The organism is Palleronia sp. THAF1 (genome assembly GCF_009363795.1).
Lineage (GTDB): Bacteria > Pseudomonadota > Alphaproteobacteria > Rhodobacterales > Rhodobacteraceae > Palleronia.
In genome coordinates this window covers 1,649,299-1,676,209 of sequence record NZ_CP045420.1, presented here as the reverse complement: position 1 = coordinate 1,676,209, position 26,911 = coordinate 1,649,299, and the positions used below count along the sequence as shown (strand labels likewise).

Annotated in this window: 22 protein-coding genes, 1 tRNA gene, 1 pseudogene and 1 riboswitch; of the genes and pseudogenes, 11 read left to right on the top strand and 13 right to left on the bottom strand. The window is 61.3% G+C overall.

The features are described from left to right. Nucleotides 1–55: 55 nt before the first annotated feature. Nucleotides 56–1,182 (top strand): IS3 family transposase gene (locus FIU81_RS08375; protein ID WP_124112180.1). Its coding sequence is split into 2 segments (ribosomal slippage): nucleotides 56–320 and nucleotides 320–1,182, totalling 1,128 coding nucleotides; the frame shifts between segments, so codons are not numbered across the junction. Nucleotides 1,183–1,547: 365 nt separating this feature from the next. On the opposite strand, the gene FIU81_RS08370 is transcribed toward FIU81_RS08375, so the two are convergent. From FIU81_RS08370 to FIU81_RS08360, 3 genes are all read right to left on the bottom strand, one after another. Then, nucleotides 1,548–2,183, bottom strand: coding sequence for a tyrosine-type recombinase/integrase (locus FIU81_RS08370; RefSeq protein ID WP_124112198.1), 636 nt, complete (start codon nucleotides 2,181–2,183; stop codon nucleotides 1,548–1,550). A gap of 379 nt (nucleotides 2,184–2,562) precedes the next feature. After that, nucleotides 2,563–3,141, bottom strand: coding sequence for a poly-gamma-glutamate hydrolase family protein (locus FIU81_RS08365; RefSeq protein WP_124112181.1), 579 nt, complete (start codon nucleotides 3,139–3,141; stop codon nucleotides 2,563–2,565). A 51-nt stretch (nucleotides 3,142–3,192) separates the two neighbouring features. After that, a complete protein-coding gene (locus FIU81_RS08360) occupies nucleotides 3,193–4,143 on the bottom strand; it encodes a class II glutamine amidotransferase (protein WP_124112182.1) in 951 nt (316 codons plus the stop codon). Between the two features lie 658 nt (nucleotides 4,144–4,801). Between FIU81_RS08360 and FIU81_RS08355 the strand changes: the two genes are divergently transcribed. From FIU81_RS08355 to FIU81_RS08345, 3 genes are read left to right on the top strand one after another with little or no spacing between them, the layout of a single operon-like run. Further along, nucleotides 4,802–6,019: an NAD-dependent epimerase/dehydratase family protein gene (locus FIU81_RS08355; RefSeq protein WP_124112183.1), complete on the top strand. Its 1,218-nt coding sequence runs from the start codon at nucleotides 4,802–4,804 to the stop codon at nucleotides 6,017–6,019. A 4-nt stretch (nucleotides 6,020–6,023) separates the two neighbouring features. Further along, nucleotides 6,024–6,821: a glycosyltransferase gene (locus FIU81_RS08350; protein ID WP_124112184.1), complete on the top strand. Its 798-nt coding sequence runs from the start codon at nucleotides 6,024–6,026 to the stop codon at nucleotides 6,819–6,821. Beyond that, the gene (locus FIU81_RS08345) at nucleotides 6,806–7,651 is read left to right on the top strand and encodes an NAD-dependent epimerase/dehydratase family protein (RefSeq protein ID WP_124112185.1); all 846 of its coding nucleotides are present in this window, start codon (nucleotides 6,806–6,808) and stop codon (nucleotides 7,649–7,651) included. The genes FIU81_RS08350 and FIU81_RS08345 overlap by 16 nt, the downstream gene beginning before the upstream one ends. Before the next feature lie 182 nt (nucleotides 7,652–7,833). Here FIU81_RS08345 and FIU81_RS08340 read toward each other — a convergent pair. Together FIU81_RS08340 and FIU81_RS08335 are read right to left on the bottom strand one after the other, a co-directional pair. After that, nucleotides 7,834–8,558, bottom strand: a protein-coding gene (locus tag FIU81_RS08340) for an IS5 family transposase (protein WP_254695873.1) whose coding sequence is annotated in 2 segments (ribosomal slippage) — nucleotides 7,834–8,255 and nucleotides 8,255–8,558 — 726 coding nt in all. Because the reading frame shifts where the segments join, the coding sequence is not laid out codon by codon here. A gap of 593 nt (nucleotides 8,559–9,151) precedes the next feature. Next, complete coding sequence (locus FIU81_RS08335; protein WP_216644244.1) at nucleotides 9,152–10,033, bottom strand: LysR family transcriptional regulator; 882 nt, start codon at nucleotides 10,031–10,033, stop codon at nucleotides 9,152–9,154. A 142-nt stretch (nucleotides 10,034–10,175) separates the two neighbouring features. Here FIU81_RS08335 and FIU81_RS08330 point away from each other — a divergent pair, with 142 nt between their 5' ends. Beyond that, the gene (locus tag FIU81_RS08330; RefSeq protein WP_124112187.1) at nucleotides 10,176–10,583 is read left to right on the top strand and encodes a RidA family protein; all 408 of its coding nucleotides are present in this window, start codon (nucleotides 10,176–10,178) and stop codon (nucleotides 10,581–10,583) included. An 85-nt stretch (nucleotides 10,584–10,668) separates the two neighbouring features. Here FIU81_RS08330 and FIU81_RS08325 read toward each other — a convergent pair whose 3' ends face one another. Next, nucleotides 10,669–11,745, bottom strand: coding sequence for an aldo/keto reductase (locus tag FIU81_RS08325; RefSeq protein ID WP_124112188.1), 1,077 nt, complete (start codon nucleotides 11,743–11,745; stop codon nucleotides 10,669–10,671). Between the two features lie 86 nt (nucleotides 11,746–11,831). Here FIU81_RS08325 and FIU81_RS08320 point away from each other — a divergent pair, with 86 nt between their 5' ends. The 5 genes from FIU81_RS08320 to FIU81_RS08300 all read left to right on the top strand — a co-directional run bounded on the left by FIU81_RS08320 (nucleotide 11,832) and on the right by FIU81_RS08300 (nucleotide 15,761). After that, the gene (locus FIU81_RS08320; protein ID WP_124112189.1) at nucleotides 11,832–12,452 is read left to right on the top strand and encodes a TetR/AcrR family transcriptional regulator; all 621 of its coding nucleotides are present in this window, start codon (nucleotides 11,832–11,834) and stop codon (nucleotides 12,450–12,452) included. Between the two features lie 200 nt (nucleotides 12,453–12,652). Next, nucleotides 12,653–12,748: riboswitch (TPP riboswitch) on the top strand. Nucleotides 12,749–12,794: 46 nt separating this feature from the next. Further along, entirely contained in the window at nucleotides 12,795–13,586 is a 792-nt protein-coding gene (gene thiM / locus FIU81_RS08315) for a hydroxyethylthiazole kinase (protein ID WP_124112190.1), read from the top strand. A gap of 17 nt (nucleotides 13,587–13,603) precedes the next feature. Next, nucleotides 13,604–14,191, top strand: coding sequence for a thiamine phosphate synthase (gene thiE / locus FIU81_RS08310; protein WP_254695872.1), 588 nt, complete (start codon nucleotides 13,604–13,606; stop codon nucleotides 14,189–14,191). Then, nucleotides 14,188–14,994 carry a bifunctional hydroxymethylpyrimidine kinase/phosphomethylpyrimidine kinase gene (thiD, locus tag FIU81_RS08305; protein WP_124112192.1) on the top strand — a complete coding sequence of 269 codons (807 nt, stop codon included), beginning with the start codon at nucleotides 14,188–14,190 and terminating at the stop codon, nucleotides 14,992–14,994. The genes thiE and thiD overlap by 4 nt, the downstream gene beginning before the upstream one ends. 2 nt (nucleotides 14,995–14,996) lie before the next feature. Next, on the top strand, nucleotides 14,997–15,761 hold the full coding sequence (locus FIU81_RS08300; RefSeq protein WP_124112193.1) for a 3-oxoacyl-ACP reductase: 765 nt from the start codon (nucleotides 14,997–14,999) through the stop codon (nucleotides 15,759–15,761). A 232-nt stretch (nucleotides 15,762–15,993) separates the two neighbouring features. On the opposite strand, the gene FIU81_RS08295 is transcribed toward FIU81_RS08300, so the two are convergent. The 5 genes and pseudogenes from FIU81_RS08295 to FIU81_RS08275 form a co-directional block, all read right to left on the bottom strand. Further along, complete coding sequence (locus FIU81_RS08295; protein WP_124112194.1) at nucleotides 15,994–17,391, bottom strand: hypothetical protein; 1,398 nt, start codon at nucleotides 17,389–17,391, stop codon at nucleotides 15,994–15,996. Between the two features lie 52 nt (nucleotides 17,392–17,443). After that, nucleotides 17,444–17,842 (bottom strand): hypothetical protein, encoded by a 399-nt coding sequence (locus tag FIU81_RS08290; protein WP_124112195.1) that lies wholly within the window; start codon nucleotides 17,840–17,842, stop codon nucleotides 17,444–17,446. Nucleotides 17,843–17,851: 9 nt separating this feature from the next. Beyond that, the gene (locus FIU81_RS08285; protein ID WP_124112196.1) at nucleotides 17,852–19,429 is read right to left on the bottom strand and encodes a hypothetical protein; all 1,578 of its coding nucleotides are present in this window, start codon (nucleotides 19,427–19,429) and stop codon (nucleotides 17,852–17,854) included. A 639-nt stretch (nucleotides 19,430–20,068) separates the two neighbouring features. Next, a pseudogene (locus FIU81_RS08280) lies at nucleotides 20,069–21,271 on the bottom strand (IS91 family transposase). Nucleotides 21,272–21,282: 11 nt separating this feature from the next. Further along, complete coding sequence (locus tag FIU81_RS08275; RefSeq protein WP_124109949.1) at nucleotides 21,283–22,152, bottom strand: tyrosine-type recombinase/integrase; 870 nt, start codon at nucleotides 22,150–22,152, stop codon at nucleotides 21,283–21,285. A gap of 324 nt (nucleotides 22,153–22,476) precedes the next feature. On the opposite strand from FIU81_RS08275, the gene FIU81_RS08270 reads away from it, so the two are divergent. After that, nucleotides 22,477–23,967: a DUF6880 family protein gene (locus FIU81_RS08270; protein WP_124112539.1), complete on the top strand. Its 1,491-nt coding sequence runs from the start codon at nucleotides 22,477–22,479 to the stop codon at nucleotides 23,965–23,967. 855 nt (nucleotides 23,968–24,822) lie between these two features. Here FIU81_RS08270 and FIU81_RS08265 read toward each other — a convergent pair. Further along, complete coding sequence (locus FIU81_RS08265) at nucleotides 24,823–26,493, bottom strand: tyrosine-type recombinase/integrase (RefSeq protein WP_172971431.1); 1,671 nt, start codon at nucleotides 26,491–26,493, stop codon at nucleotides 24,823–24,825. Between the two features lie 294 nt (nucleotides 26,494–26,787). Continuing rightward, a tRNA-Gln gene (locus FIU81_RS08260) sits at nucleotides 26,788–26,862 on the bottom strand. Between the last annotated feature and the right edge of the window lie 49 nt (nucleotides 26,863–26,911).

Genomic DNA, 26,911 nt, shown 5'->3' with positions numbered 1-26,911 from the left:
CTGAAGTGGTCCACCTTTTGGGATAGGAATATCCCGTTTTCAGGAGGACGACGAGATGGCTGGCAAACGCGAGAAGCCCGAAAATATCGTGCTGAAGCTGCGGCAGGTTGAAGTGTTGCAGGGGCAAGGGAGTTCGGTTCAGGAAGCCGTTCGACAGATCGGTGTGACGATCCAAACCTACTATCGATGGCGCAAGCAATATGGTGGGATGAGCCGCGATCAGCTCAAACGGCTGAAAGAGCTTGAGGCCGAGAATATCCGGCTTCGTCGCGCGGTATCTGATCTGACCTTGGACAAGATGATCTTGGCCGAGGCCGCACGGGGAAACTTCTAAGCCCTTCCCGCCGCAGGCAATGCATCGACCATGTGCGGCAGACCCTCAGCGTATCGGAGCGCCGGGTGTGCCGCACCTTGGGTCAGCATCGCTTTACGCAGCGCAAAGTGCCCTGTGGTCAGCCAGACGAAGCCCGGTTGACCGAGGATATCATCGCGCTGGCCGAAGAGTTTGGGCGATATGGATATCGCATGATCACCGGGATGCTGAACAACAGCGGCTGGCATGTGAACCACAAGCGCGTGGAGCGGATTTGGCGGCAGGAAGGGCTGAAAGTCCCGCAGAAACAGCCCAAGAAGGGTCGTCTATGGCTGAATGACGGGTCGTGTGTCGGGCTACGGCCGGAGCGCCCGAACCACGTGTGGTCCTATGACTTCGTTCAGGATCGCACGCATGATGGCCGGGTCTTCCGCACGCTCAACATCATAGACGAGTTCACGAAGGAGGCTCTGGTGATCCGCGTAAAACGCAAGCTCAACTCTGTCGACGTTGTAGACGCTCTGATTGACCTATTCATCCTGCGCGGTCCGCCGGAATACATCAGATCGGACAATGGCGCAGAGTTCATTGCCAAGAAGGTGCGGGCCTGGATCGGCGCCGCGGGCGCAAAGACGGCGTTCATCGCGCCGGGGTCACCCTGGGAGAACGGCTACTGCGAGAGCTTCAACGCCCGCTTTCGGGATGAGCTGCTCAATGGCGAGGTCTTCACCACGCTGCGCGAAGCCCAGATCCTGATCGAACGCTGGCGTCGCCACTACAACACGGTCCGACCGCACAGCTCTTTGGGCTACCGGCCCCCAGCGCCCAAGAGCATCGTCCCGGTAGATCAGAGACCGACGATGCATTAACATTCGAACTGGACCACCCGATGGGGGCACGCCACCTGACATCGCGGTCCGCATTCGCAACGTAGCTTGCCCTTGCGGCTCTGCCCCGCATCCTGGCGAATATTTCCACCAAGAAAGAGTATGAGCGCCGCGGATGGCCCTCTTGGTTCGTCGCTAACTATGGTCAGGTGCGGCAGAGATGAAAAATGGCGAAAACCGCCGTCCGGCGGTCGTGAATAAGCGCAGATAGTTCCAAATGTAGGACATTGGTATAGAGTACAACGCTGACTGCCGTCGCGACCGTCCGCTTCCGGGAAGCTGCACTGCAGCGACCAAAATTCCCGCCAAGGTCCGCTATGGGCCGTCCGTGAAGACGGCCTTGGTATTTAGATTTCGATAGCTTCGGCGATAGACAGCGCATCTTCGAGCTCCACGCCGAGGTAACGCACCGTACTGTCCATCTTCGTGTGGCCAAGGAGGAGTTGCACCGCCCGCAGGTTGCCGGTCTTCTTATAGATCTGCGTGACTTTCGTGCGTCGCATTGAGTGCGTGCCATAGGCGCTGGCCTCCAGACCAATGGACGTCACCCATTCTCGGACAATACGCGCGTACTGACGGGTCGAGATGTGAAGCCGTTCGTGAAATCGCCCAGGCCAGAGGTGTTCGGATCCGACCATGAGCGGCTCCCGCATCCACCTTGCCAGCGACGCTCGCGTGCATTCAGAGATTTCGAAACGCACAGGTTTCTGGGTCTTGCTCTGCAGAACCGACGCGCGTTCCTTGATTTGGCCTGACGCCATGACATCGACCACCTTGATTTTCACAAGATCGCAGCCGCGCAGCTTGCTGTCGATGGCAAGATCGAAAAGGGCCAGATCACGATGGTTCTCGGCTAGCTCCAGCCGCACCCTGATCGCCCAAACGTGTTTGGGCTTGAGTGGCCTCTTCTGACCGACAATTCGACCTTTGTTCCAGGCTGGGCGCAGTGCGCGGATGGCGGGTAGGTTTGGTGTTTCCTTGATGAATCCTCCGATCCACCACGCCCTCCCACATCGACAACCCGACGTTGACACGGCACCATATCACATGATGCTGCGATGCATCGGAGGTCGGCTCTGAGCCCTAACAACCCACGGCCCTCCACCTCGAGCTTGCACGTGCGGCGAGAATTCTCACGTTGCAGACGGCCCACAGCCGACGTTCGTGCTGAATTCTTGTGCTGCACTGCAGCTTTCTCAATAGGCGGCCGTTCGTGCGTTGCGCAGTATGTGAACGGGTTTACTGTCCGCTGTTCGGTACGAGCCCGCCGCTGGTGATGCTTCTCGTCCGCAGAGGCCCAAAAGTGCCTCGGGCAGCTCTTCGCTTATCGAGCTTGCCGCATGTGTACCTGCCATTAAACGTTCAGATCGTCGTGCCGATCCCATTTTGGATAGCCGAACAGAAATCCTTCAAACCCTTCCTTGACTCCGCCAACCCTCTGCGAAGCGATCTCGGGAGTTCGAGTTGCGCCCCTTTCCCGGATCGCGTCCGGTTGCAAATGTTGCTTTCATCGACACCGGGCAGCGTCGTGTTCAACTCGGCTTCGAAGCCGGAGGTGCGCAGCGATGCGCCGATTGCATCGCGCAGCAGAATCGCGCGGCCGCCAAGCCAGACCGTGTCGGTTCCATCGTCTTTCCGCCCGTGGATCGCCACCGCGGTCTCAGCCCTACCGACAAGGTCGAGCGCCATGGGTTCATCGAAACGGTGCGAGGTAATGTGTAAGTCGCCATGGGCACCAGCTTGCAATGCCTCGAAGGTGTAGAAGGAAAAAACGTCGTCCGCGATCTCTTTTGCAATCATGGATGTCTCGGGTTCTATCGTGCCTCCGTGCGGTGCGATGATGACAACGGGCGAGCCACGATCCGCGCTGCGGATACGATAATCGACGTCTCGTTCAAGCTCGGCCGCAAGCTCTGCGAAGTTGGCATATCGGTCAGCCACGGATCGCCAACTTGTTTGTCAGTGCGGAAGCAGGCTTGGACGAATGCAAATTCACAGGTTCAACGTCTTCACTGTTTTTGAGATCTTTCCATCCGATCTTTCAAGCATCACGATCTCGCCGAATTCGATGTGCAGCCATTCTTCGCCGTTTTCGGTCAGGGGCTCTGACGCAAGGATCGCCGATTCTGCCTCGCCTTCGGCAGTTGCGTCGACCTTGTATGAACCGGCATAATCTTGAAAGTTCTCGCCCATTAAGAGATACAAAGGTTCCAGAAGCATCGACAGTGAAGAGTCGTAGTTTTCCGAGTTCGGGTCCCGCAGTTCCCTCCAGTCGCCCGCAACGTCCGTCTCTCCCTCATAGCCGCAGCCGTAGTTGACGCCGATGATCCGGTTCGGTGCGACAAGGGCGATCTTCAGCTTGGTCAGGTCGGCCAGATCGAGCGTCTTCATTGCCGCACAAATCAGCTTCAGCAGCTTTTCGAATGCCTCCTTGATCTCGTCGTCGCTGTTGCCTTCGAGCAGCGACAGAAGCAGGACATAGAGAAACTCCGTATCCGTCGTGCCGCGCATCTGCTTGAGGTATCGGTCCTGGCAGTGCTGCAATAACTCGCGCTGCAGCAGCTGCCAATTCGGCAGTCCGCCGTTTTGCGCGATGATCCATCGCGTTTCGGTGAAAGCGAACGGGTGACAGTTTTCGTCCGCCTGGACGACCCTGGCATTGTAGGACGAAGCTCTGACATGCGCGAGCAGAGTGCTGCCCTGAAGGCTTGGAATGATCCTCTCGGCATTGTCGTCATAGAACGCGGCTTTTGGCCGCCGGTACAGGAACGGTTCTTCCGGCTTCAGGAGATGTTCGCTCCAAGCGCCGAAGCCCCACCCTGCCAACTGGAGGTGCGGGTGCAGTTCCGGATCCAGGCTCTGGTTGATGAGGCTGTTCTCCGGGGTCAGTAGCAGGCTTTCGAGGGGCAGTTCCGGACCGATATAGGCAAGGATGCGGCACATCTTATTTCCAAACGTGGCAAGTGGGCGAAACCAGGACCGCTCCGCACGGCGCGGAGCCTGACCCTCGCAGGGACAACTTCCTGAGACAGTAGCCGTTCCTCGAACCACCGAAAACAAGTGCCGTGCCGACTTGGCGGACGGGAGTCAGTTCGTCGACGGGTAGCACATGCCTGAAGCGAACCCGCAAAGACAAAGCAGGACTGACGGTTCACGGCGTGGTCTAATCCGTCGCTCACGGCCCACTCCGGACCTTCGAGAGGTTCGGCCTCGTTGCGGCGCAGCTTCCCCGAAGCGGACCTTCATGACATCGTGCAGCATGGTCTGGCAGGGCAAGGTCCGCAGAGTGGACGACGCTGCCGTTAGCCGCACTTGCTCGGCTCACGCCATATCTCCGAACTTAGGCGGATGGAAGAATCCGGAGCCGACCGCACCCAGGAGGGTTCTTTAGAACCCGGGGCGGTGCTGTCTGCTCTACGCACAGCGGTTGTACTTTACTCGATAGAGTGTGGGTCTAATTGATCGCACAGTCATTCTTCTAAAGGTAGATCTTATTCTGCCAACCGGCGTCTCGTGGAAGCGTTCCTTGCCGGCTGACTACTGATCAGGGACCGGAACGCTTGTCGGGTGACGGTAAGGACAACTACTAAGAGGTGATATCGTGAAGATCGCGATCCTGGGCGGAGACGGATTTTGCGGATGGCCCACCGCGCTGCATCTAAGCGATGCGGGCCATGAGATTCACATCGTCGACAACCTGTCGCGGCGTTGGATTGATACCGAGCTTGGCGTCCAGTCCCTGACTCCGATGGACTCCATCCAGGAACGCTGCCGCATTTGGCGCGAAACGACTGGCAAGACGATCCACTTCCACTTGCTCGACCTGGCCGAGGAATATGAGCGCGTGAAGGCCTGGCTGGCCGACCATCGCCCCGATGCCATCGTCCACCTCGCCGAACAGCGCGCCGCGCCCTATTCGATGAAGACCGACCGGCACAAGGTCTACACTGTCCGCAACAACACCAACGCGACCCATAACCTGCTGGCCGCGCTGGCGGAAACCGGGATCGACGCGCATCTCGTCCATCTGGGCACGATGGGCGTCTACGGTTATTCCTCTGTCGGTGCGCCGATCCCCGAAGGCTATCTGGACGTCGAGATCGACACGCCGGACGGCAAGCGCGGACAGGAAATCCTGTACCCCACGCGGCCCGGCTCGGTCTATCACATGACCAAGTCGATGGATCAGATCCTTTTCCAGTTCTACGCCCAGAACGACGGGCTTCGGATCACCGATCTGCACCAAGGGATCGTCTGGGGCACAAATACCGAACAGACCCTACGCGATCCGCAGCTTGTGAACCGGTTCGACTATGACGGCGACTACGGCACCGTGCTCAACCGCTTCCTGATCCAAGCGGCCATCGATTATCCGCTGACCGTCCATGGGTCGGGCGGGCAGACCCGCGCCTTCATCCACATCCGCGACAGCGTGCGCTGCATCGAACTGGCCTTGGGCGACGCGCCCAAATCAGGGGATCGCGTGCGGATCTTCAACCAGATGACCGAAACCCACCGCGTGCGCGATCTGGCCGAGATGATTGCCACGCAAACCGGCGCCCGCGTGGCCTACCTTCCGAATCCGCGTAAGGAAGCCGCCGAGAACGACCTGATCGTGAAGAACGACCAATTCCTCGCGTTGGGCCTGGAGCCAACGACACTGGCGGAAGGCCTGATGTCAGAAGTCGTGGACGTGGCCCGCAAGTTCGCCCACCGCATTGACCGAAGCCGCGTGCCCGCGGTGTCCAGCTGGACGCGCGAGCTAGGATCGAAGGTCGAACGCGACCCCGAAGGAAAAGCGCTGAAGTCGGTGTCGTGACCGGATGCGCACCGCGTACGTCACGCTGGTCACCAACGACGATTTCGCGCTTGGGGCCAGCGCCCTTTTAAACTCGATCGCGGCCACGGGCACCGAGGCGCACCGGATCGTGATGCACACCGACGGTGTGTCGGATAGCGCTCTGGCGACCCTTGTGGGGGCGCGGCTGGTGCGGGTCGATCTGTTGCCAACGTCAGACGCCTTCAACGCTGCCCATGGGCGCGACCGCATCCACGGCGTCGCGCCTTTCAGCAAGGGGAAGAAACCCGCGTTTCACACGCCGCTCGACAATTTCGCCAAGCTGCGGCTGTGGCAGTTGGACTATGACCGGGTCGTGTTCCTCGATGCCGACACCCTGGTGCTGCGCAACATCGACCGCCTGTTCGACTATCCTGAATTCAGCGCCGCGCCCAATGTCTATGAAGGCCTCGGGGATTTTCACCGGCTGAACTCCGGGGTCTTCACGGCCCGCCCCAATGGCGACACCTTTAATCGGATGCTCGCTCATCTGGACCAGCCAGACAAGTTCTGGCGCAGAACGGACCAGACGTTCCTGCAAGACTTTTTCCCCGATTGGCACGGTCTGCCGGTCACGATGAACATGCTGCAATACGTCTGGATCAACCTGCCCGAGCTTTGGTCGTGGCAGGACATCTGTGTGCTGCATTACCAATACGAAAAACCGTGGGAGGATCACGCGAAGGCGGATCGCCTGCGTCCCTTGATCGATATGTGGCACGATTTCGCGTCGGGCCGGGTTCCCGATCTCTCAGCGCTGCCTGACCCATGCACGTCGTCGTAAGCGGGGCCACCGGGCTCGTCGGTCACCCGATCGCTGCGTACCTAGCCAACGCAGGGCATAAGGTTACGACGTTGGGGCGTCGTCCTTCACCGCTAGGGCTCGCGCATATCGAATGGTCGCTTGGTGCGGACTGCCCCGACCTCTGTTTCGCCGATGCGCTGGTTCACGCGGCCTTCGATCATGTGCCCGGTCGCTATCGCGGCGGAGAGGGCGCCGACCCCGACGGCTTCATCCAGCGCAATCTAGACGGCACGCGGGACCTGTTCGATGCTGCTCGGGACAGCAAGATCGTATTCCTGTCCTCCCGCGCCGTGTACGGACGCCCACCGCCCGGAACGCGCCTGTCGGAAGACATGACCCCGCAGCCCGACACGCTCTACGGGATCCTGAAGCGCGATATAGAAGTAGAGGTCACCGCGCGCAGCGGCGTTTCGCTACGGACAACCGGTGTCTACGGACCGGCACCGCCCGGTCGAGAGCACAAGTGGAGCACCTTGTTCTCCGCCTTTCGCGCAGGCCGTCCCATAGTCCCACGCGTCGGGACCGAAGTGCATGCCGATGACGTCGCCGCCGCCGTCGGCATCGCCATTCTTCGTCGCGAAGCTGATATCTTAAATGTGTCTGATATCGTGATAGACCGTCGCGATCTTCTGTCAGCCTACATGGACGTCACGGGACACCGTGGTGATCTTCCGCCACGCGCCGAAGCCGGTGAAGTGTGCGAAATGGAGACCGATAGGCTACGAAATCTAGGCTGGGCTCCCCGCGGTGTTGATGGACTGCTTTGCGCCCTTCGCACCACAATGCTTGGCGCTTTGAACCGAGCCTGACAATTTGACCGGACCCAAACGCTATCTTTTTTGCCGATATCGTTCCAACAATGCTGAGGAGGGTCACGCAACACAATGCTAGCGATCCCGCCCTAGACTGATGAAGTGGAGATAAGACTGAAAGCGCTTTTCGATGAGGCAAAAGCTCTGCTTCGCCTCTAGGGTCAGGACTCGTTCTCGTTTCATAGCCAGAACATGACAGTTGCGGCCAGAGCGATGGCAGACAAGAACACCTTTGGACATCTGTCGTATCGGGTTGCGACACGCCGCCAGTCCTTGAGCCTTCCGAACATGATCTCGATGCGGTTGCGGCGTTTGTAGCGACGCTTGTCATATTTCACGGGCGTTTTACGCTGCTTGCGGCCTGGGATGCAGGCGCGTATCCCCTTGTCTTTCAACCCTTCTCTGAACCAGTCGGCGTCGTAGCCTCGGTCGCCAAGAAGCCATTCGACCTTGGGCAAGCTGCTGAACAGCGCCCGCGCTCCGATGTAATCGCTGACCTGACCGGCGGTGACGAACAGATTGAGCGGTCGGCCTTGGCTATCGCAGACGGCGTGCAGCTTGGTGTTCATGCCGCCCTTGGTGCGACCGATCAGGCGTCCACGCCCCCTTTTTTAACGCCTAGGCTGGTCGCTGTTCGGTGTGCTTTGAGGTAAGTCGCGTCGATCATCACGGTCTTCTTTTCGCCGTGCTCTGCAGCCAGTCCGACCATCATCTGCGCGAAGATGCCCTTGTCACTCCACCGCTTCCAACGGTTGTAAAGCGTCTTGTGAGGGCCATAATCCTTGGGGGCATCCCGCCAGCGCAACCCATTCCGGTTGATGAAAATAATTCCACTCAACACTCTGTGGTCATCGACCCGTGGCTTGCCATGGGGCTTCGGGAAATAGGGCTCAAGACGCGCCATCTGTGCGTCGGACAATCAAAAAAGATCAGACATGTCATCGCTCCGTTTTCGGAGCCGTGAATCATCCGGCGCATCTGAAATCAATGGGTCCTGACCCTAGCGTGGCTCCAAGATGACGTGGGGGCAAGCCTTACCTTCACCTGCTCTTGCGACAAGTTGGAAAGGCGGGTGTAGGGGAGCTTCAGAATGAAACATTTCAAGATCAAGATAAGGCAGCCGAGACCTACACCCGTGAATTGATAAACTTGCTGCACCCGACGTAGCCCATTCAAACAGGAGGCACCCGTTTCTTCTACTCTCCGCCGATCTAGGTGTTTGGGATCGGCCACAGAGGTCTACCAGAACCATCCAAATAAACGCGTCACTCGGCACTTTGCGGACCTTCAATTGATCGGCCGATGCCGCGGTGCGGCGTGCCGAATGCGGTCGTCGGAGCCTTCAAACAGCATCGTTGTGCTCGCGGGGTTCAGCAAAGCAGGAGATTTCTGACATTCGCGAAACGGGCTATCGGTAGACCGGAAAAAGCCAATCCTTGCTTGCCATACCGCAGGATCGTCCGTCTCGCGTCGCTCCAGATCCGGTCGAAGCACGGTTCATATTGCGAGATCCGCAGCGATCATATCCACGAAGTGACGCACCTTCGACTCGAGCATGCGCTTGTGCGGATAGAGTGCCAGAATCTCGACCGTCCCCGTGTCGCGCTGAGGCAAGATCCTCTTCAGCCGCCCATCCGCCAAGTTGCTTTGAACGATGCTCTCAGGCAGCAACGCGACCCCCATATCCGCCAACGCGGCCTCTCTCAGCGCTTCACCGGAATCGAGCCGCAGGCGAGAGCGCCCGCTGGCCCGCACCCATGTGCCGTCGGCTTCCTTCAGCTGCCAGGTCTGCCGCATGTTCTGGCTGGCATGGATCAGCAGATCATGTCGACTCAGATGTTCTACCCGCGTCGGGACGTCAGTGCGGGAGAGGTAAGCGGGGCTGGCGCAGAGCACCAAAGGTTCCTGCCTAAGGGTCCGGCAGATCAGACCGGGGTTCGGCAGCCGCACACCGATCCGCACGGCAAGGTCCGCCCCGTCCGAGACGAGGTCCGTCACCGTATCCGACAGGCTCATCTCGACCTGCACCTCCGGCCATCTCTCAAGAAACCGTTTAACCACCGGCAGCACGAGCCGACGCCCGAGGGCGTCCGGTGCGCTGATGCGGAGCTCTCCGCGCGGATCGCCGCCGTCGCCCACGAACCGGGCGCCGACAGCATCGAGCGTGCTGCGAAGCTCGACCCCCTGAGCGTAAAGCCGCCGGCCTTCTTCGGTCAAGCTCAGAGCGCGCGAGGTTCTGTTCAACAGCCTCACCCCGCAATGTTCCTCGAGCCGCGAAAGGGCCTTGCCGGCGGCGGATCGCGACAGGCCCATGCTCCGACTGCCCGAAACGAAACTCCCCGTCTCGACGATCGCGAGGAAGGTCAGGATTTCGTCCACGCGCGTACCATTCAGCGCGGCACGGGTCAATGGCGCACAATCTTCGTCACAGCGGCGAACTCCATTCGCGGATCGCGGTCTTAGGTACCGGCTTGCAAGACGCTTGTCATCCCGACAGCCAAAGCCAGGAAAAGGACCTTTAATGGCCATCTCACTCACCCGCATGAACCCGACGACGCTGCCCGACGCGGGGCGCGTCGGCTATTCCCAGATCTCGGTGATCCCGCCGAGCCCACTCGCCTTCGTCTCGGGTCAGGTCCCGTGGCGGCACAACGGGGAAGCGGTGCCAGCCGACCTCGAAGAGCAGACTGACATCGTGGTAGAAAACCTTTCTCACGCACTGGTGGCGTTGGACGCGCGACCGCGGCAGATCGCGCAGATGCGGATCTACATGACCGACCTGCGCCCGGAGACGCAGGAGGTCGTCATGACCCGGCTCGCCGCGTTTTTAAACGGGGCGCAACCGAGCCTGACAGGCATCGGCGTGTCCGCGCTGGCAGCGCCAGAGTTCCAGCTTGAAATCGAAATGGTCGTCAGCCTCCCCGCGTGATCGGTGCTCTGTCCCTCTTTAATGGAGGGGGACAGTCACACGCGAGGTGTCCGCTTCGCGTTTCGTCCCGCATGCGCGGTATTTCTTATTCACCCCAAGCCGTAACCTCATGCCCGCCGTAGAGCATCTTCCGGATCATGGGGGACGCGAGTGATGCAGTGAAACCGGGGGGCGGCGCGCTGGCGTCGCTCAGCTGGCTCATCTGCTCGTCGCTCAGGCTGATGCTGGCCGCCGCGATGTTGCCGGTCAGCTGTGCGACCGTCCGCGCGCCGACGAGCGTCGAGGCAACCCCCGGCCGTGCCATGGTCCAGGCGAGTGCCGCCCGTGCCGGCTCGCAGCCAAGCTCAGACGCGACTTCCCGGAGCGTATCGAGGATGGCCCAGTTGCGATCCTTGAACTTGCTGTCTCCAAACGGATTGGCACCGCTGAGCCGGCCGGTATCGGCGGTGTCGTCGCGGCTGTATTTTCCTGTCAGGAAGTCGCCGGCCAGCGGACTCCAGGGCATCACGCCCATTCCGCCGTCACGAGCGGCGGGGAAGTGCTCGGCCTCTACGTCCCGCGCGACCAGCGAGTATTCCACCTGCATGGCGATCGGACCGGGCACTCGGCGCTCGGACGCGATGGTCGCGGCCTTCATCGCGACCCATGCCGGCATGTCGGAAAACGCGTAGTGGCGGATCTTGCCGGCGCGCACCAAGTCGCCCAACGTCTGCACAACCTCTTCGACCGGTGTGACGCCATCCCAGATATGCATCCAGTAGAGGTCGACATAGTCGGTGCTGAGCCGTTTCAGAGATGCGTCCAGCGCACGGTGAATGTTCTTTGATCCTGCGCCGCCTGCATGGGGATTGCCCCCGCGGCCTCGTGTGGCCGTCAAAGGGCTGCTCGATCCGTTGAAGCCGAACTTGGTGGCCAGGACGATATCGTCGCGCGACCCGGTTTCGCGGATGAACTTGCCGACCAGCTCTTCGCTCGCGCCGCCGGAACAGATGTCGGCGGTATCGACGAAATTGCCGCCCGCGTCTCGGTAGGCGCTGAAGATCTCGCGCGAGGCCGCTTCGTCCGCACCCCACTCGCCAGGGCCGAAGGTCATCGTGCCGAGGCATAGCGGGCTGACGACAAGGCCGGATCGCCCGAGGGCACGGTAATCGGTGAGGGACATGGGTTAGCTCCGCGTTACATATTGATCGTTACGAAATCACATGAAGACCTTGAGCGCCTGCGTCAACGACTTTATTAGTGACCATTATGAAAGATCCCGTCACAGCCCGCCGCAAGACCGGCCGTCCCCTGTCCTTTGATCGCGACGCTGCGCTCGAGAAGGCTATGCTCGCGTTCTGGGAAAGCGGCTACGAGACCACCTCGATCAGTGACCTGACCGCAGCGATGGGGGTGACGGCGCCCAGCATTTACGCAGCCTTCGGCGACAAGAAGCGATTGTTTCTCGAAGCCATGAAGCGCTACGCGGGCGATCCCGACGACCTAGAGAAAGCGTTCGCCGACGCGCCGACAGCGCGACATGCCGTGGCGGACATGATCGAAAATGCGGCGCGGCTCTTCACGGGCGAAGCGACCCCGCGGGGATGCTTGCTCGCCAGTGCCGTGGCCACCGGCTCGAAGAATGCATCCGATGTTCGAGAAGCTGCGGCGCAGGAACGGTGCGTCATCCGGTCGATCATCGTCAAACGGATCGAGAGCGACATCGAACGGGGAATCCTGCCGCCATCCACACGATCAAAGGTGCTCGCCGACCTCGCTCTCGCAGTGACGCAGGGCATGTCCGTTCTCGCGCGTGACGGAGCCGATCGGGAAACCCTGCTGGCGGTTGCCCATGCGTCGATGGCGGGCTGGCAAAGTCAGGGGGCGTGATGATCATCGCCGCGCAAAGCGGACGAAGTCCTCGTCGCAGCAACAAGCATTGAGGATTCGAAGCAGATCTGCGGCGGTGCAGCGGGAGTGGGACGTGACTGGCCATACCACACGTTGCTCACGGCCCAATGCGGTCACTCTTGGTCAGGCCAGCGAACTTCTGCCTGCCTTGTTTTCCGTTCATCATCGTGCAACCCTTGCCATGACAACAGGGGCGTCCGCAATGCGCGGGCTGAGAAGCACCCTTTGAACCTGACCCGGATCATGCCGGCGGAGGAAGTTGCGGAGATGAACCCCTTGAGGGTTTACGTCTTTCGTGCCTCCGAAGAAAAAGGAGGCACAATGCAGACCCCAGGATCATACCTGAGCGCCGTGCTTACGGCCAAGCCGCTTGTTCACAACATCACCAACTACGTCGCCATGAACGTAATGGCGAATGTCCTCCTGGCCATAGGCGCTTCACCCGCCATGGTGCATGCGCGCGAGGAAGCCGCCGAGTTTGCCGTACTGGCGCAGGCACTGACCGTGAATATCGGCACTGCTGACCCCGACTGGGGTGTTGCCATGCAGGATGCGGCCGCAGTCATGGGCGAAGCGGGCCGTCCCTGGGTTTTCGACCCGGTCGGCGTGGCTGCCACGCGGTTCCGGCAAGATCTATCGGCCAAGTTGCTTGACCTGAAACCCACCGTGGTGCGTGGCAATGCATCGGAAATCCTCGCTCTGGCGGGTATCGGCGGGGCTGCGCGGGGGGTGGATGCCGGCGACAGCGTGGATGCCGCCGAGGATGCGGCGCGCGTGCTGGCACGGCGCTCCGGCGGCATTGTCGCCGTTTCGGGCCCGGTCGATTTTGTCACGGACGGCACGCGCGCAGCGCGCGTTTGTAACGGCCACCCGATGATGGCACGGATCACGGTCATGGGCTGCTCGTTGAACGGGGTCATCGCGGCCTTTTGCATTGGCCAGCCCGGCTTCGAGGCCACCGTCGCGGCGTTGGCGGCTTACGGGATCGCAGGCGAGGTCGCGGGCCAAAAGGCACAGGGACCGGGCAGCTTTCAGGTGGCGTTTCTTGACGCCCTCTATGATCTTACGCCTGAGGTGCTGGACGCCGCCGCGCGGATCGAGGTCTTTGCGTGATTGGCCCAGTCTATGTTGTGACCGACCCCACCGCCCCGACCCCGGTGCGCGACCAAGCCATGGCCGCCGCCCGCGGTGGGGCATGGGCGGTGCAGATCCGGGACAAGACCGCCTCCGACGCCGAACTGGCTCGTATGACCGATGCACTGATCGAAACGCTTGCGCCGATGGGCGTGCGTGTCTTCGTCAACGATCGGGTCGAAGTGGCGCGCGCGACGGGCGCTGATCTGCACATCGGGCAAGACGACGGCGACCCGCTGCGCGCGCGCGACCGGATCGCACCGAATGCCCTGCTGGGCATCTCCATCGACACCGTTGCGCAATGCGCGCGCGTTCCCGACGGCATTGATTATATCGGTGCGGGACCCTTTCGCGCCACCGCGACCAAGCCAGATGCCGCCGCTCCCATCGGGCCCGAGGGGCTGACCCGTATCGTCGCGGCAGCACCTGTGCCGACACTCGCAATCGGCGGGCTGTCCATCCGCGACATCGCCATTCTGAAACAGGCGGGCGCGTCTGGCATGGCTGTCGTCTCGGCTGTGACCCGCGCTGCGGATCCCGAGACAGCGACCCGCGCCCTCGTCGACGCATGGAAGCAAAAATGATCCCCAACATCCTTTCCATCGCAGGCTCCGATCCCTCGGGCGGCGCTGGCATCCAGGCCGATCTGAAGGCCATTTCGGCCAATGGCGGCTATGGCATGTCGGCAATCACGGCTTTGACGGCGCAAAACACGAAGGGGGTGCGCGCCGTCACGCTGATGGACCCCGACATGGTGACTGCCCAAATCGCCGCCATCCGCGACGACATTTCCATCGATGCGGTAAAGATCGGCATGCTTGGCAGTGCAGCGATCATCGAGGCCGTGACCGCGGCGCTTTCGGGGCTGACCGCGCCCGTGGTTCTGGACCCGGTCATGGTCGCCAAGGGTGGCGACCGCTTGCTGGCGGCCGAGGCCGTTGCCGCTCTACGCGACCGCCTCATGCCGCTTGCTTCGGTCATTACCCCGAATTTGCCCGAGGCCGCGGATCTGCTGGACACCGATACGGCAACGGACCGATCAGGAATGGAGGTACAGGCAAAAGCGTTACTGGCGATGGGGCCATCGGCGGTTCTGATAAAAGGCGGGCATCTCGCCGGTAGCGACAGTCCCGATCTGCTCCTGACCGCGGATGACACCTATTGGGTCGAGGGCCAGCGCCATGCCACGCGCAACACCCACGGCACCGGCTGCACGCTGTCCTCAGCGCTGGCAACGCAACTGGGCCAAGGTCTGCCACTACCCGAGGCCGTGCGGCGTGCGAAATCCTACATCGCGACGGCCATCCTCCGCTCAGGCGATCTGACCGTCGGCTCTGGTCACGGCCCCGTCCACCATTTCCACGCGTTCTATCCGGAGACATTCTGACCATGGCTTGCGAACTCGAAAACCAGACTGTCCTGATCACCGGCGCGGCGCGCGGTCTCGGCGCCGCCGTCGCCCGCGCATTCTCTCACGAAGGGGCGCGAGTGGCGATAAACTATCGAAACAGCGCTGCACAGGCTGAGGCTCCGGCCCGCGAGGTCGGCCCGCACGCCATGGCCTTCGCAGCAGATGTCACGGATGCCGAAGCCGTCACCGCGATGGTGGCTGAGGTCGCCGACCGGCTCGGTCCGCCAACGACCCTCGTGCATAATGCGTTGGCGGATTTCTCGTTCAATGGCGACGACCGGGCCAAGCTCGACACCCTGGGGTGGCCCGCCATTGCGCAGCAGGCCGAAGTCGCCGTGGGCGGCGCGCTACATTCCATACAGGCGATGCTGCCCCACTTCAAAGCAGAGGGCGGAGGCAGCGTCGTGACGATCGGCTCCAACCTCGTGCAGAACCCTGTTGTGCCCTATCACGACTATACCGCAGCCAAGGCCGCGCTGATGGCGTTTACGCGGACCGCTTCAAAGGACCTTGGCCCGCTCGGGGTCCGAGTGAACATGGTGGCAGGTGGATTGTTGCGTACCACCGACGCAAGCGCGGCGACACCCGAGGCCGTTTTCGACACGATCGCTGAATTGACACCGCTCGGCCGCGTCACTTCGCCTGAAGATTTAGCCGATGCGGTGCTATTCTTCGCATCGCCGTGGTCACGCGCGGTGACCGGTCAGACGTTGGTGGTCGATGGTGGATTGGTGTGTGACTGACAATCTGCAGCATGCTCGATCTCTTCAAAATCTCGTAGCGGACATTGGTGCAAGCTGCGGCGAATGTCCGCATTCCGCCCAAGGTGACCTCCGCTGCGCCAGCACGAGGCGAACTTTCGCAACCGTAGCGAACGGCAGGAATGTCCGCATCTTACGATTGCATACGTAGCGCGGCGAAGGTCTGCAACGCCTTATGATACGACTCTGCTCCTGGCCAGATCAGACCCCTTATTCACCCAATTTCCCCGATAGCATCTAGTATCGCGCCTGCGGCTTCCGTTCCTCGGGCGATCGAGGCGCTTCCGCTCATTTCAATTCCACTCATGGCGGCGCGTGCTTGGATACGTCTGTCCAACGACACAGAGAACACCGCTGCAAGTTCTCCTATGGTCCAGTGGTTCGCTGCGACGCGCACCCGTTCGCCACGCCGCCGGGCCTCGCTTTCGGCTTCTGCGAGAAGCGGCAGTGCCTCGTTTAGCTCGGTCTCGGACCGAAGATGATCACGGATGATCTGCGGCTCGCCATTGGCGCGCCACCATGCCTTAGCGGCATCGACATCATGGCCGAACGTCTCCCTGAATCGTTGCTCGAAAGGGCTTTCAAACTTCCACGGGGCATCACGGACCTCACGGTTCGCAATCGCACTAGTCGAAACGCGCTGGCCTTTCGACGCCAGCTCGTAAAAGACTTGGTCGCGTATCGCGTCGTGGATGGGGCTTGTTGCATCCGTCGAAAGCCCGATCCCGTCATCGAAGCTTGCGGCAACGAGAGGCAACATGGCCGACGCCCCAAGCCCAAGGCAGTGAAAGCTGTCGAGCCGACCTCCCGCCTCGCGCAACCCGACATCGAGCCCGCTTAAGATCTGCGCCAATCGGACATAACGTCTGGGCGCTGGCCGCTCCAGTCTATGGCTCGCAGAGCCGATGACAAAAAAGTCCGTCGCTGTGCTGTCCATATTGATCCCGGCGATGCCGATTGCCGCGAAGCGAACCCCAGCCTCGGCCGCAAGACGACCAGCAGTCCGGGCTGTGTTGAAATCGACCGCACTGAGCACCGCATATACGTTCAAATTAGCGCATCTTGGATCCGCGCTTACCGCCTTCCATAATCGAAGCGAGCGTCGGTTTCTGGTTGCAAAGCGGCTAACAGAAAAACCGGTTACTTCACGCTCCAACTGCAAGGCCAGAAGGCAAGCGACTGCAAAATCCTCTTGCGCGATCAGGTCGGTCGGATCCATCGACAACTGCAACTTGATCAGATTGTCACGGTCAATCGCGTTCGACACGGCGGTGGCGTGTTCGATCACGCTGTTTGCTAGATCTTTGGCGGTTTGGCGAAGGGCGGGGGGAATGTCGTTTCCGCGCGGTACATGGCCGATGTCCCGACGAATATCACGGACCTGTTCGCGCACTGACGCGGCATCATCGGCGAACACGTCAATGACCTGTTCGATGAGCTGCTTTGTGCCATTGTCCGCGAACAGTGGCAGGTCGAGGTCACGAACATGGGTCGCCGCCTCAAGTGTGCTCGGCGTGACCCGATGAGAAGAAAGAAGGTAGGCGCGTGGCTGGATGTCTTCTGCCGCGAAGGCAGCAATCGTTTCGTTCCGCAGATTTGCAACAAAGCGCATCTCGCCGTACTCTCAGTGGTGTCTTGTCACCCTCTTTGGCCCCGCAACACCATCAGGGCGTTAAAATAGTCTCGTTCAGATCGTGCTGGCACACTTCCAGTTCCTCTCGAAGGGCGTCAGCCTCTTCCATGGTGATCTCCCACGCGGTTCTCAGGTTATCTGCGTGGTTCCGTGCGGCCTCGACGTCGGATGATGAATTGACGTGATCTCCGACCTTATCGCGATACTCTTCCCACTGCCGTTCCAGCTCGTGCTGAAGCATAGGATCCATATCACGGGTGATCTCAGGTGGCTCCGGTCCGACCGCGTCTATCGCGTCCTCTTCGGCCTGTCGGAGCATCTCCAGAAGTTGTTCCCTGGCTTCAAAGTACTCTTCGAGAAATTCGTCGGCAGCGTTCAACGCTTCCTTGAGGGCATCTTCTTCAGAACCGCATCCATCAGAAACCGGCATGTGTTTCTCCTATCGTCGGAAAAGGGGCAGGTAGAGAAGTTCTCCGGCCCCGAAACGCATTTCATCATCGTCCCCCAGACCGTGCGGGCCGAGCGACCAGATCAGGTTGGCACCGTTGCGCCATGGCTCAAACCAACGGTCCGCCAGCCCGAGAAACGCCATACGCCAACTCGATCGTCCTAGATCGTTCATCGCAAGCGTGTCGATCTCGACGGCGGGCTCGTTGTCAAAAAGCGAGGAACCTGCTTTGAACAATCCGCTCACGCGCACAAAGGAGTCCAGCGTGACCCCGGCGTGGGGAAGGTGCGCGAAGATCGTGACGGCGTTTGCGGTCGTGTCGCTGGACGGATCGTGCAGCACCACACGGCTGATAAGCTTGCCATCGCCCAGACGCAGTGCCTCTACAGACCTTACGAACCCCTCGATCTCGACGAAATCGCCGTCCTGCGTAGCATCGATATCCTTCAGCGCAACATCCCTGCCGTTGGGCAGTGGCCCGTCGAAGGCGGTCGTGTCTGTTCTGCGCAAAAACGCATCCACGTCCTCGGGCGGATGAAGGCTGAGCGCGTGAAGCGCGATGCGATAGCTCGCGCAATGGCTGGCGATCACTTCGCGGGTCAGCATTCCGGCGCGCGCGGCAAGTCGGCCCATGCGTTCGGATGCAGCGCCTTTCCCATCGTCGCGAAGGAACAGCATCGTCTGCCGGATGGCACCTTGAGCTCTTACAAAGATCGGAAGCCGCCGCTCGATCTCGACCGCCAGCGCCATGGCAGCGCGGGCTGTTTGATCGGTGCTCTTCTGCCCCGCAAGGGCACAATAAATGCGCCGCTGACCGCGTCCAAGCCACCGCTCCGCGTCCTCTAGAACGGCCTCTGTTGCTTGGCGATGTCGATCAATATCGGACGATCTCGAGGGCGCGCGGTTTGTGCAATGAGAAAGATGAAACTCTGCATGGACGCGTGCCAACAGACCTCTGGACAGGCAAGACAACACCAAGTCGGATTGCGCCTTGATCTGGTCCGCCTGCGAAGCGGCGAGGCGGAAGGAGTACGGCTCTAGAAGCGGCACGCCTTTGGTTTTTCCTTGCTCCAGCATAGCAACGGATGCGTCGAGACCGACCCGCTCTTCAAACCTCTGAGATGCCGAGCGGATCCTCGACTTCAAAGACGGCCTCAGCTCCCGGCCAAGGCGCCGCTCGATGCGCGAAATCGCGCTATCGAGGCGCGCAGCCGGGTCGCTGTCTGAGAGCTTCGCGCGGAGAGCTTCAAGGAAAGGCTGACCACCGCCGCCGCCGACTGCGTTCACTAGAAGCTTGGCATAGTATTTCGCCTGGCGACGTTCGGATTGGTCACGAGCACTCGCAACCGTCTCGGCTTCTTGCAAAAGCCGAAATGACGCGTGTCCCAAAGCCAAGCAGCTCAAGCCCTGATCGGCAAGCGACGGCCAATCTTGATCGGTTACGCCTTGGCGGACAGATAACGCGGCCTGCATCAAATCCCCTAGCGGAACTCTGGTCCTAGAAGGCAGCCCGATTAGGTGAATATAGCTTCCGTGAAGTCCGGTTTCATCGCCGAAGATAGGCTCCATAATCAAAATACCCCTTACGGCGGTTTGAATAGATGCAATCCCTCAAGAGGCGTCGCGGCATGTGAAAACTCGTCTGGAACAAAGAAAAGCGCATTGAAAACCTCTTCTATGTATACATTCTTTTGCCCTTTCACACAATCTCCCGGGTCCCGCCAAGGCGGACGTTTGCGTGCGAGGTGACCTTGGATCCGCTGGATCTACGCGCTTGTCACTGACGATGCTCACAAATTTCGAACCATCGGATGTTACCTCTGCGAGGCGATGGAGAAGCCATAGGTGCCGCATAACTTAGCGTACCAGCGAACCGGACTTTGGGGTATAAAGCAACGAACGGCAGCTTCGTCTAAGGTTTGTGGCTGCTGGATGCTCACCATTCAGCGGCGATAAACCTGACAAGGAGGAAAGCGCGGGCGGATTTCGGTGCTATGGGAATTGTGGCTCAGGTCTTCGTCGGTGGGCGGGCCGAGCTACGAGTTCCATTGGAGCGAGCGGAGCAGGTCCGTCGATCTTTCTGATTGGGTTTCGCGGATCGGGGTGCATTTCTGCCAGCATTGTCTCGTCGCGGGGCAGGTTCTGACGGATCGGCCACGGTAATGGGTCCGACGCCTCGGGATCGCAGCGCTGGGTGTGACGGGTGGATCATGCGGCATCCTCCCACGGCGGCGCACGGGACTGCGGGATCTGGCCGCGGATGAAGGTCTCGACGACGCGCATCGCACTGCCGCATTTGGAGCATGTCCGGCGCGGGTCTCGCGCATGGGCATCGGCGCTTCCGTCTTCGCCGGTCGTCTGATCCGGCTTTCGCTCCGTGTCTATAAGACGCCTGATCGCCTCAATCCTGCCGCGACGGACACCGTTGGCGAGGAAGCCGGTGTGACGGATTCGGTGGAAGCCGGACGGCAGGACGTGGACCAGGAACCGGCGGATGAACTCGAACGTGGGCAGGCGCATGACCTTCAGTCGTTCCCCGCGTTTGATGCGGTAGTCTTTCCACCGGAAGGTCACGGTGCCGGCATCTGCGCTGATAAGACGGTGGTTCGAGATCGCGACCCGGTGGGTGTACCGGCTGAGATAGGCCAGGACTGCCTCGGGGCCGCCGAAGGGCGGCTTGGCGTAGACGACCCAGTCGGCCTTGCGCAGCGGTGCGAGATGGGCCGCGAAGGCGCCGGTGTCGGCCAGCTCCGACAGATCGCCGAAGAACGCCAGATCGCCCGCCTCGTGCAGCCTGACCAATCCTTCGAGGAACAGGCGTCGGAACAGCCTCGACAGGACCTTCACGGGCAGGAAGAACCCCGGGCGGCAGGCGATCCACCGAGTGCCGTCCGGCGACAGACCGCCACCCGGGACGACGACGTGGACGTGCGGATGGTGGGTCATCGCCGATCCCCAGGTGTGGAGCACGCTGGTCAGGCCGATCCGGGCGCCGAGATGCTTCGGATCGGCGGCAATGGTCAAAAGCGTCTGGGACGACGCCTTGAACAGCAAACCTTAAACCACCGCTTTGTTCTGGAAGGCGATGTCAGCGACCTGGGTCGGCAGGGTGAAGACCGCATGGAAGTATTCGACCGGCAACAGGTCCTCGATACGCGCTGCCATCCACTCCCGCGATGCGGCCCCTTGGCACTTCGGGCAGTGCCGGTTGCGGCAAGAGTTGTAGGCGACGTGCTGATGGCCGCACTTGGCGCATGCCAACACGTGCCCGCCAAGTGCGGAGGTCCGGCAGTTCTCGATCGCGGACATCACCTTCAGCTGCGGCAGGTTCAGATGCCCGGCGTTCTCATGGCGATAGGCAGACCCATGGGTGCGGAAGATATCCGCGACCTCCAGTCCGGGATGCGCCACGGATGCCGCGCTTAATCTGGACCGGCCTCCCGTCGCACCAGCAGATCGAGCGGGCTGGTCACACTCTGGATCGCCTTGGTCGCTACCTTTGTATAGATCGTCGTGGTCTCCAGCTTGGCATGTCCCAGCAGAACCTGGATCACTCGGATGTCGGTCCCACCCTCGAGCAGATGGGTCGCAAAGCTGTGCCGCAACGTGTGCGGCGAGACCCTCTTCCTGATCTCGGCGAAGTCGCAGGCCGCCCCGAAGGCCCGGTTGAACTGCCGGGTCGAGATGGGATCGATCCGGTTGCGGCCGGGAAAGAGCCAACCCGCGGGTCGGGCTTCCCAGTAGTAGTCGCGCAGCAGCGTCAGCAGGCTTGGCGACAGCATCACGTGGCGGTCCTTGCGGCCCTTGCCCTGATCGACGCGGATCAGCATCCGGTCGCTGTCGATATCGGGCACGCGCAGATGGGTCACTTCGCTGGCCCGCAGCCCGCCGCCATAAGCGACGCTGAACGCGGCACGGTACTTCAGGCCGGGTCCCGGGGCGACGTCGAGGATCCGCGTGACCTCCGCGGCGCTGAGCACCACCGGAATCTTCTTCGCCAGACGCTGATACCGCATGTGGCGCTTCATCTCTTCGCGCGCGCAGGTCACCGAGAAGAAGCCCAGTACGCTCAGCCGGTTGTTGAACGTCGCCGAGCCGGTGCCGTTCTCGGACATGTCCAGCTGGAACGCCCGCAGGTCCTCAGGCGTCGCCGTGTCGGGCGAGCGGCCCAAGAACCGGGTGAAGTCGCGCATCGCCCGCAAATACATGGTCTGCGTTTTCGGCTGCAGACCCTTGATGCGCATATCTTCGAGAAACCGCCGGCGCAGAGCGGGAACGTGTTGATCGGACATGGAAGCCTCCTGTCATCGGATTGAGAAGGTCCCAATCGTCCGACAGGCATGCCCATCCACCAAATCGTACCGCCCGCATCAGCGCACGTCAGCCGCCACAGGCGCCCCTACCGCGAGAGCGGTTTCGTCCTCGTCCGCACAGCGGACCTCCGATCACTACCGGGGACATCAAGTACGGCGAATGACGGCTTTGGCGGGCTGACTGCAGCAATCTGATCCAAGTTAAAGGTCGGCTTAGGGGCGGGAGCGTCGTTCGCCATTGTCCCGCTGTCGACGATCATGCAGCCTTGTCTCCGGGATCGGCAGGCGAGCGGAGTCTACAGGATGGGGAAGAAGACCCTCAACAAGGCGAACCTGGAGAAGCTCGGGGCCGAACGGCTCGCGGCGCTTGTCATGGATCTGGTGAAGGGAAACGCCGCGCTTCAGCGTCGGGCGCGGCTTGAGCTGAGCGCCGCGCAGGGACCGAGCGACGTCGCGGCCGACATTCGCAAACGCTTCGCCTCCCTGCGGCGGTCGACAAGCTACGTCGATTGGCGCAAGCAGCGCGCCCTGGTGAAGGACCTCACGGATCTTCTGCGTATAATCGACGGCACCGTCGCCCTGCACGACCCGACGGAGGCCTTTGAACTGCTCTGGGCGTTCCTGCAACTCGCACCGTCGATCCACGAGCGGACGTATGACAGCAATGGGTCGATCGGCAGCGTCATGGACGATGCCATGGATCTGATCGCGGATATCTCGCCGAGTATCTCGATCGGCCCAGACACGCTAGCGGACCGCATCCTCGATGCCGTGGCCGGTGCGGGTTACGGAGAGTTCGACGGGATCATCCCGGCGACCGCACCCGCTCTCGGCAACGACGGTCTGGAGCATTTGAAGCGGATCACCGAGGCGTGGATCGCGGCGACACCCGACGACGAGGGCCTCGCGCAGTATCGCGGCTACGGCCTGTCATCATCCGCAGAGGATCGCGCCCGAGATGACAGACGTCTGACCAAGTCGATCATCCTGGCCGACATTGCCGATGCACAGGGCGACGTGGACGCCTACATCGCCCGCTACTCCGCCGAGCAGCTGACCTTTGGCACCATTGCGCCGGGCGTGGCGCGCCGACTGCTGGACGCGGGACGCGGCGAGGAGGCGTTCGAGATCGTCACCCGCGCCTGTGCCGTCGATGAGGCCAAAAACTTCAGGCCATCGAGGGCCGAGCTGGACGCGGTGTTCGAGGACTGCCTGGTCGCGATGGGCCGGACCGAAGATCTCAAGCGCCACCTTCTCACGACGTTCGAAGAGACATTGAGCGCTCCGCACCTACGGCAATATCTCAAGCTGCTGCCTGACTTCGAGGATATGGAGGCCGAAGAACGGGCATTGGATTTCGCGGAGACCTTCCCGGACCTGGAAACCGCTCTGGCCCTTCTGATCGAATGGCCCGCGCACGACCGCGCCGCCCGGTCCGTTCTGGCCCGAGCGGACGATCTCGACGGCAATGTCTACGAAGTCCTAACCCCTGCCGCCGAAGCGCTCGACGCAGAGTACCCGCTGGCGGCGACCTTGCTACGCCGGGAGCTGATCGAAGACACCCTGAATGGAGGCAAATCCAAACGCTATCGCCACGCGGCGCGGCACTTCATGGCCTGCCGCGCGTCCGACACACGGATCGAAGACTACGGCGAAGTTTGCGGACATGACAAGTTCGAGGAAAGCCTGAGGCAGGCGCATGGCCGCAAGTATGCAGTCTGGGATCTGCTGAACGAACAGACACGAGATCCAGGCACGCCCAAAGGCCGTCGTCCGGCATGGTATGCTAACTGAAGGATATCCCGTGGCATCAGCGTGACCACCGGCGCGCATGTCGGCCCGGAGGGACGCGACGAGGACTGGATGGCGGAACTGGCCCGCCGCGCCGGCGCGCGTCTTTGCCAGCGCCACGTACTGGCACCGATGTCCGGCAGCAGACCTTCTCGCTGATGCCGAAGACGGGCGTCGGTGGGTTTTAACGCCCCCCCCCAAATCGCCAAGAATCCTTCATAACCTCCCCGGACTCACGGTTATGGAAGTCGTTCAATAAGGGACTACGAGTTCGAACAGCCTTATGAAAGACTTCGAGTTGAGGCGATCCAGGGTCGAAAGGCGACCTCCTGCCAGGGGTCTGCGGGGGCGGAACAGGCCAACACACGCGGGTCGGGATACCCTGAGGTTAAATGCAGGTCGACGTGCTTGGGTTTGGACACCTTGAGCGGAAGGTGGTCCTTGGAGAAGCGAGAACCGCCCCGAAATCATCGTTTGTCATAAGGGGTTTAGGTGGGCGGCCCGGCGGAGGGCGTCCGGCAACCGGATCCGCCGATCAAGGAATGCCGGTGATCGGCTTTATCAAGAAGCGATCCCCGGGGAGAGATATTGGCGAACTGCTGCAGCCGTCTTCGCGCCTCGCTGGGGATCGCCGCGACATGAGTGCGAAGACGCCCGGATTAGGCAAAACGCTTCGTCTCGACAGCGGCACTTCGATTTCACCGATGTCCAAACGGGTTGCGTTCATAACCCCTGGGCCTCTTTCATAACCCCACTTTGCCATCTTCATAACCCCGCTTGCGCTTAGGCGATCTCGCGCTTTCAAGGAAATCGTCCCGCTTTTTTGAGAACAACCCGTCAGTGCGGCCAACCCATCGGTCAGAATACCCTGGGAAGACGGCATACGGCGTTCAGAAGCTCTCCCAGCCGCGACGGATCCCGATACCGGTCGGCGGTTATATCGCCCGCAAGGTGCCCTAGGAGGTCCTTCACCACGAGGTCCGGACAATCGGCCTCGTTCTGCAGATACGTGCTGACGTAGTGCCGGAAGCTGTGGAACACCTTGCCGCGGGCGTCGCCGATCTGACGTTTGCGGAGTTTGCTCCAGCGATGGTGGAGGGCATCTCCGAAGCTGGCGGTGTCGCCCGAGGGCCTGAGGTCCGGGAAGGCCGTAGTCTCACCGGACGCCGCGGTCTCCTCGCAATACTCTCGGAAACCCAGCTCGAGCAGGTGGGGATGCAGGGGGAGCAGCCGTTCCGATTGCGGGTTCTTCAGGCCGCGATTGACGTTCGGCCGGATGATCAGATGCGGGATCGTTGCGCTGATCTTGATGTCGCAAAGCTCAAGCCCGGCGATATCCTCGCGGCGTGCCCCTGAATAGGCCGCGATCAACGGTAGCCAGTAAAGTGCATCCTTGCAGATCTCGTTGCCCGGCGCATGGGGACGGGCGGCGCTTTGACGGCCGTGAAATGTGGGGTGCGCGAAAATTGCAAGGACTTCTTGGGGTGTGAAGGCCGGGCGTTGCGCGCGTTTCAGTCGGCGATCCTTTGTCCGGAAACAGGTCAGGTCGATCTCCTCAGCCGGGCGGATGCCTTCCGACTTCGCGGCCTTCAACATCGCCCCGATGAAGGTCAGGTTCCGGTTCACCGTGGCTCCCGACAGCCCGACGTCCTCGTCTGGCAGATCGTCGCCGCGTTCCATCAGCTGATCGAAGGACAGCGCGCGGTCCGCTTCGGACTTGTTGTAGCTCTTCGGCAGCCGTGACAGGCAGGCGACGTAATAGGCAATGTCCTCCTGCCGCAGATCGGTGACGGTCAACTTCCCGGTGGCGGCCACGAACTGCTCGAGAACACGAGCCTTCTGACGCTCGCCATTTGTGAAGGACTTCTCGTCGAAGTCTCTCTCTTTCATCCGGGACGCCCGTAGCTTGGCCGTCATACGATCCGCGACCGTCACGATCCCGGGTTCAAAGCGGGACATGGCAGGGGCCTTGCCGACTTTCGGCGAGGGAAGGTTCGGCAGCGTCGGCTGGGGCTCCGGGCCGCCGCCGCCAACGAATCTGTCGGCCCAGGACGCGCCGCGATCCAGCCGCTCCAGCGCCCGGGCGCGACCCTCGAAGGACGCCGACCGCAGATGGCGGTCCCAGCCGTGCGAGACATCCCGCGGGCCCAGCACCTTGTCGGGATCGAGCGGCAGCGGCGACGGGCTTTCGGACCAGAAGCGCTCCTTCAGGTCCAAGATCTTCTCCATGACCATGCCCATCTCGTCCGGGCGGAAACCCTGATCACGCAAGACATCCATGTCCTCGGCCATGAGATCCGCGGCTTCTCCGCGCTGTGCTACGATCCGAAGCGCGAAGACTTCCGCGCGATCCCGCATCCAGCGTGCGCGCCATTCGGACGGCGAAATTGCCGGACTTTCATCCCAGCGCTCGCCTTCGATCCGCTGCAGTTCTTCGGTCACAACGGCGTCCAGATAGGTCCGCACGTCGTCTCTGGTGAGGGTTCCACTTTCCATGCCGAGATACATCTGCTCGGCCGTATTCGACACAAGAGCACCGACGCGCCTGGCTGTGGATAACTCCCGCGTCCGCAGACTGACCTGCATCATTTCTGTGGATTGCCGACCCGATCGCAGCGGGCAACGGCGGCGCCAGATATAAACCGCGCCCCGGCGGCTGACATGTGTGATCTTCCCCATCGACATTCTCTCCCAGAGAGGTCGACAGACACCGTTTCTACCGCCGTGTGACGCAGGGATGTGTTGCACCCTTGTGTCGCACTGCGGAGCCGATTCTCAGCCGAAGCCGAAAAACGAAGAGAGTTCAGTATCTTGAGAGAAACTTGGCTGGGGTGGTAGGATTCGAACCTACGATACACGGTACCAAAAACCGATGCCTTACCGCTTGGCTACACCCCAACGCAGGGCGGGTTCTAAGTGGGTGGCGAGACGAGGGCAAGGGGGGAGG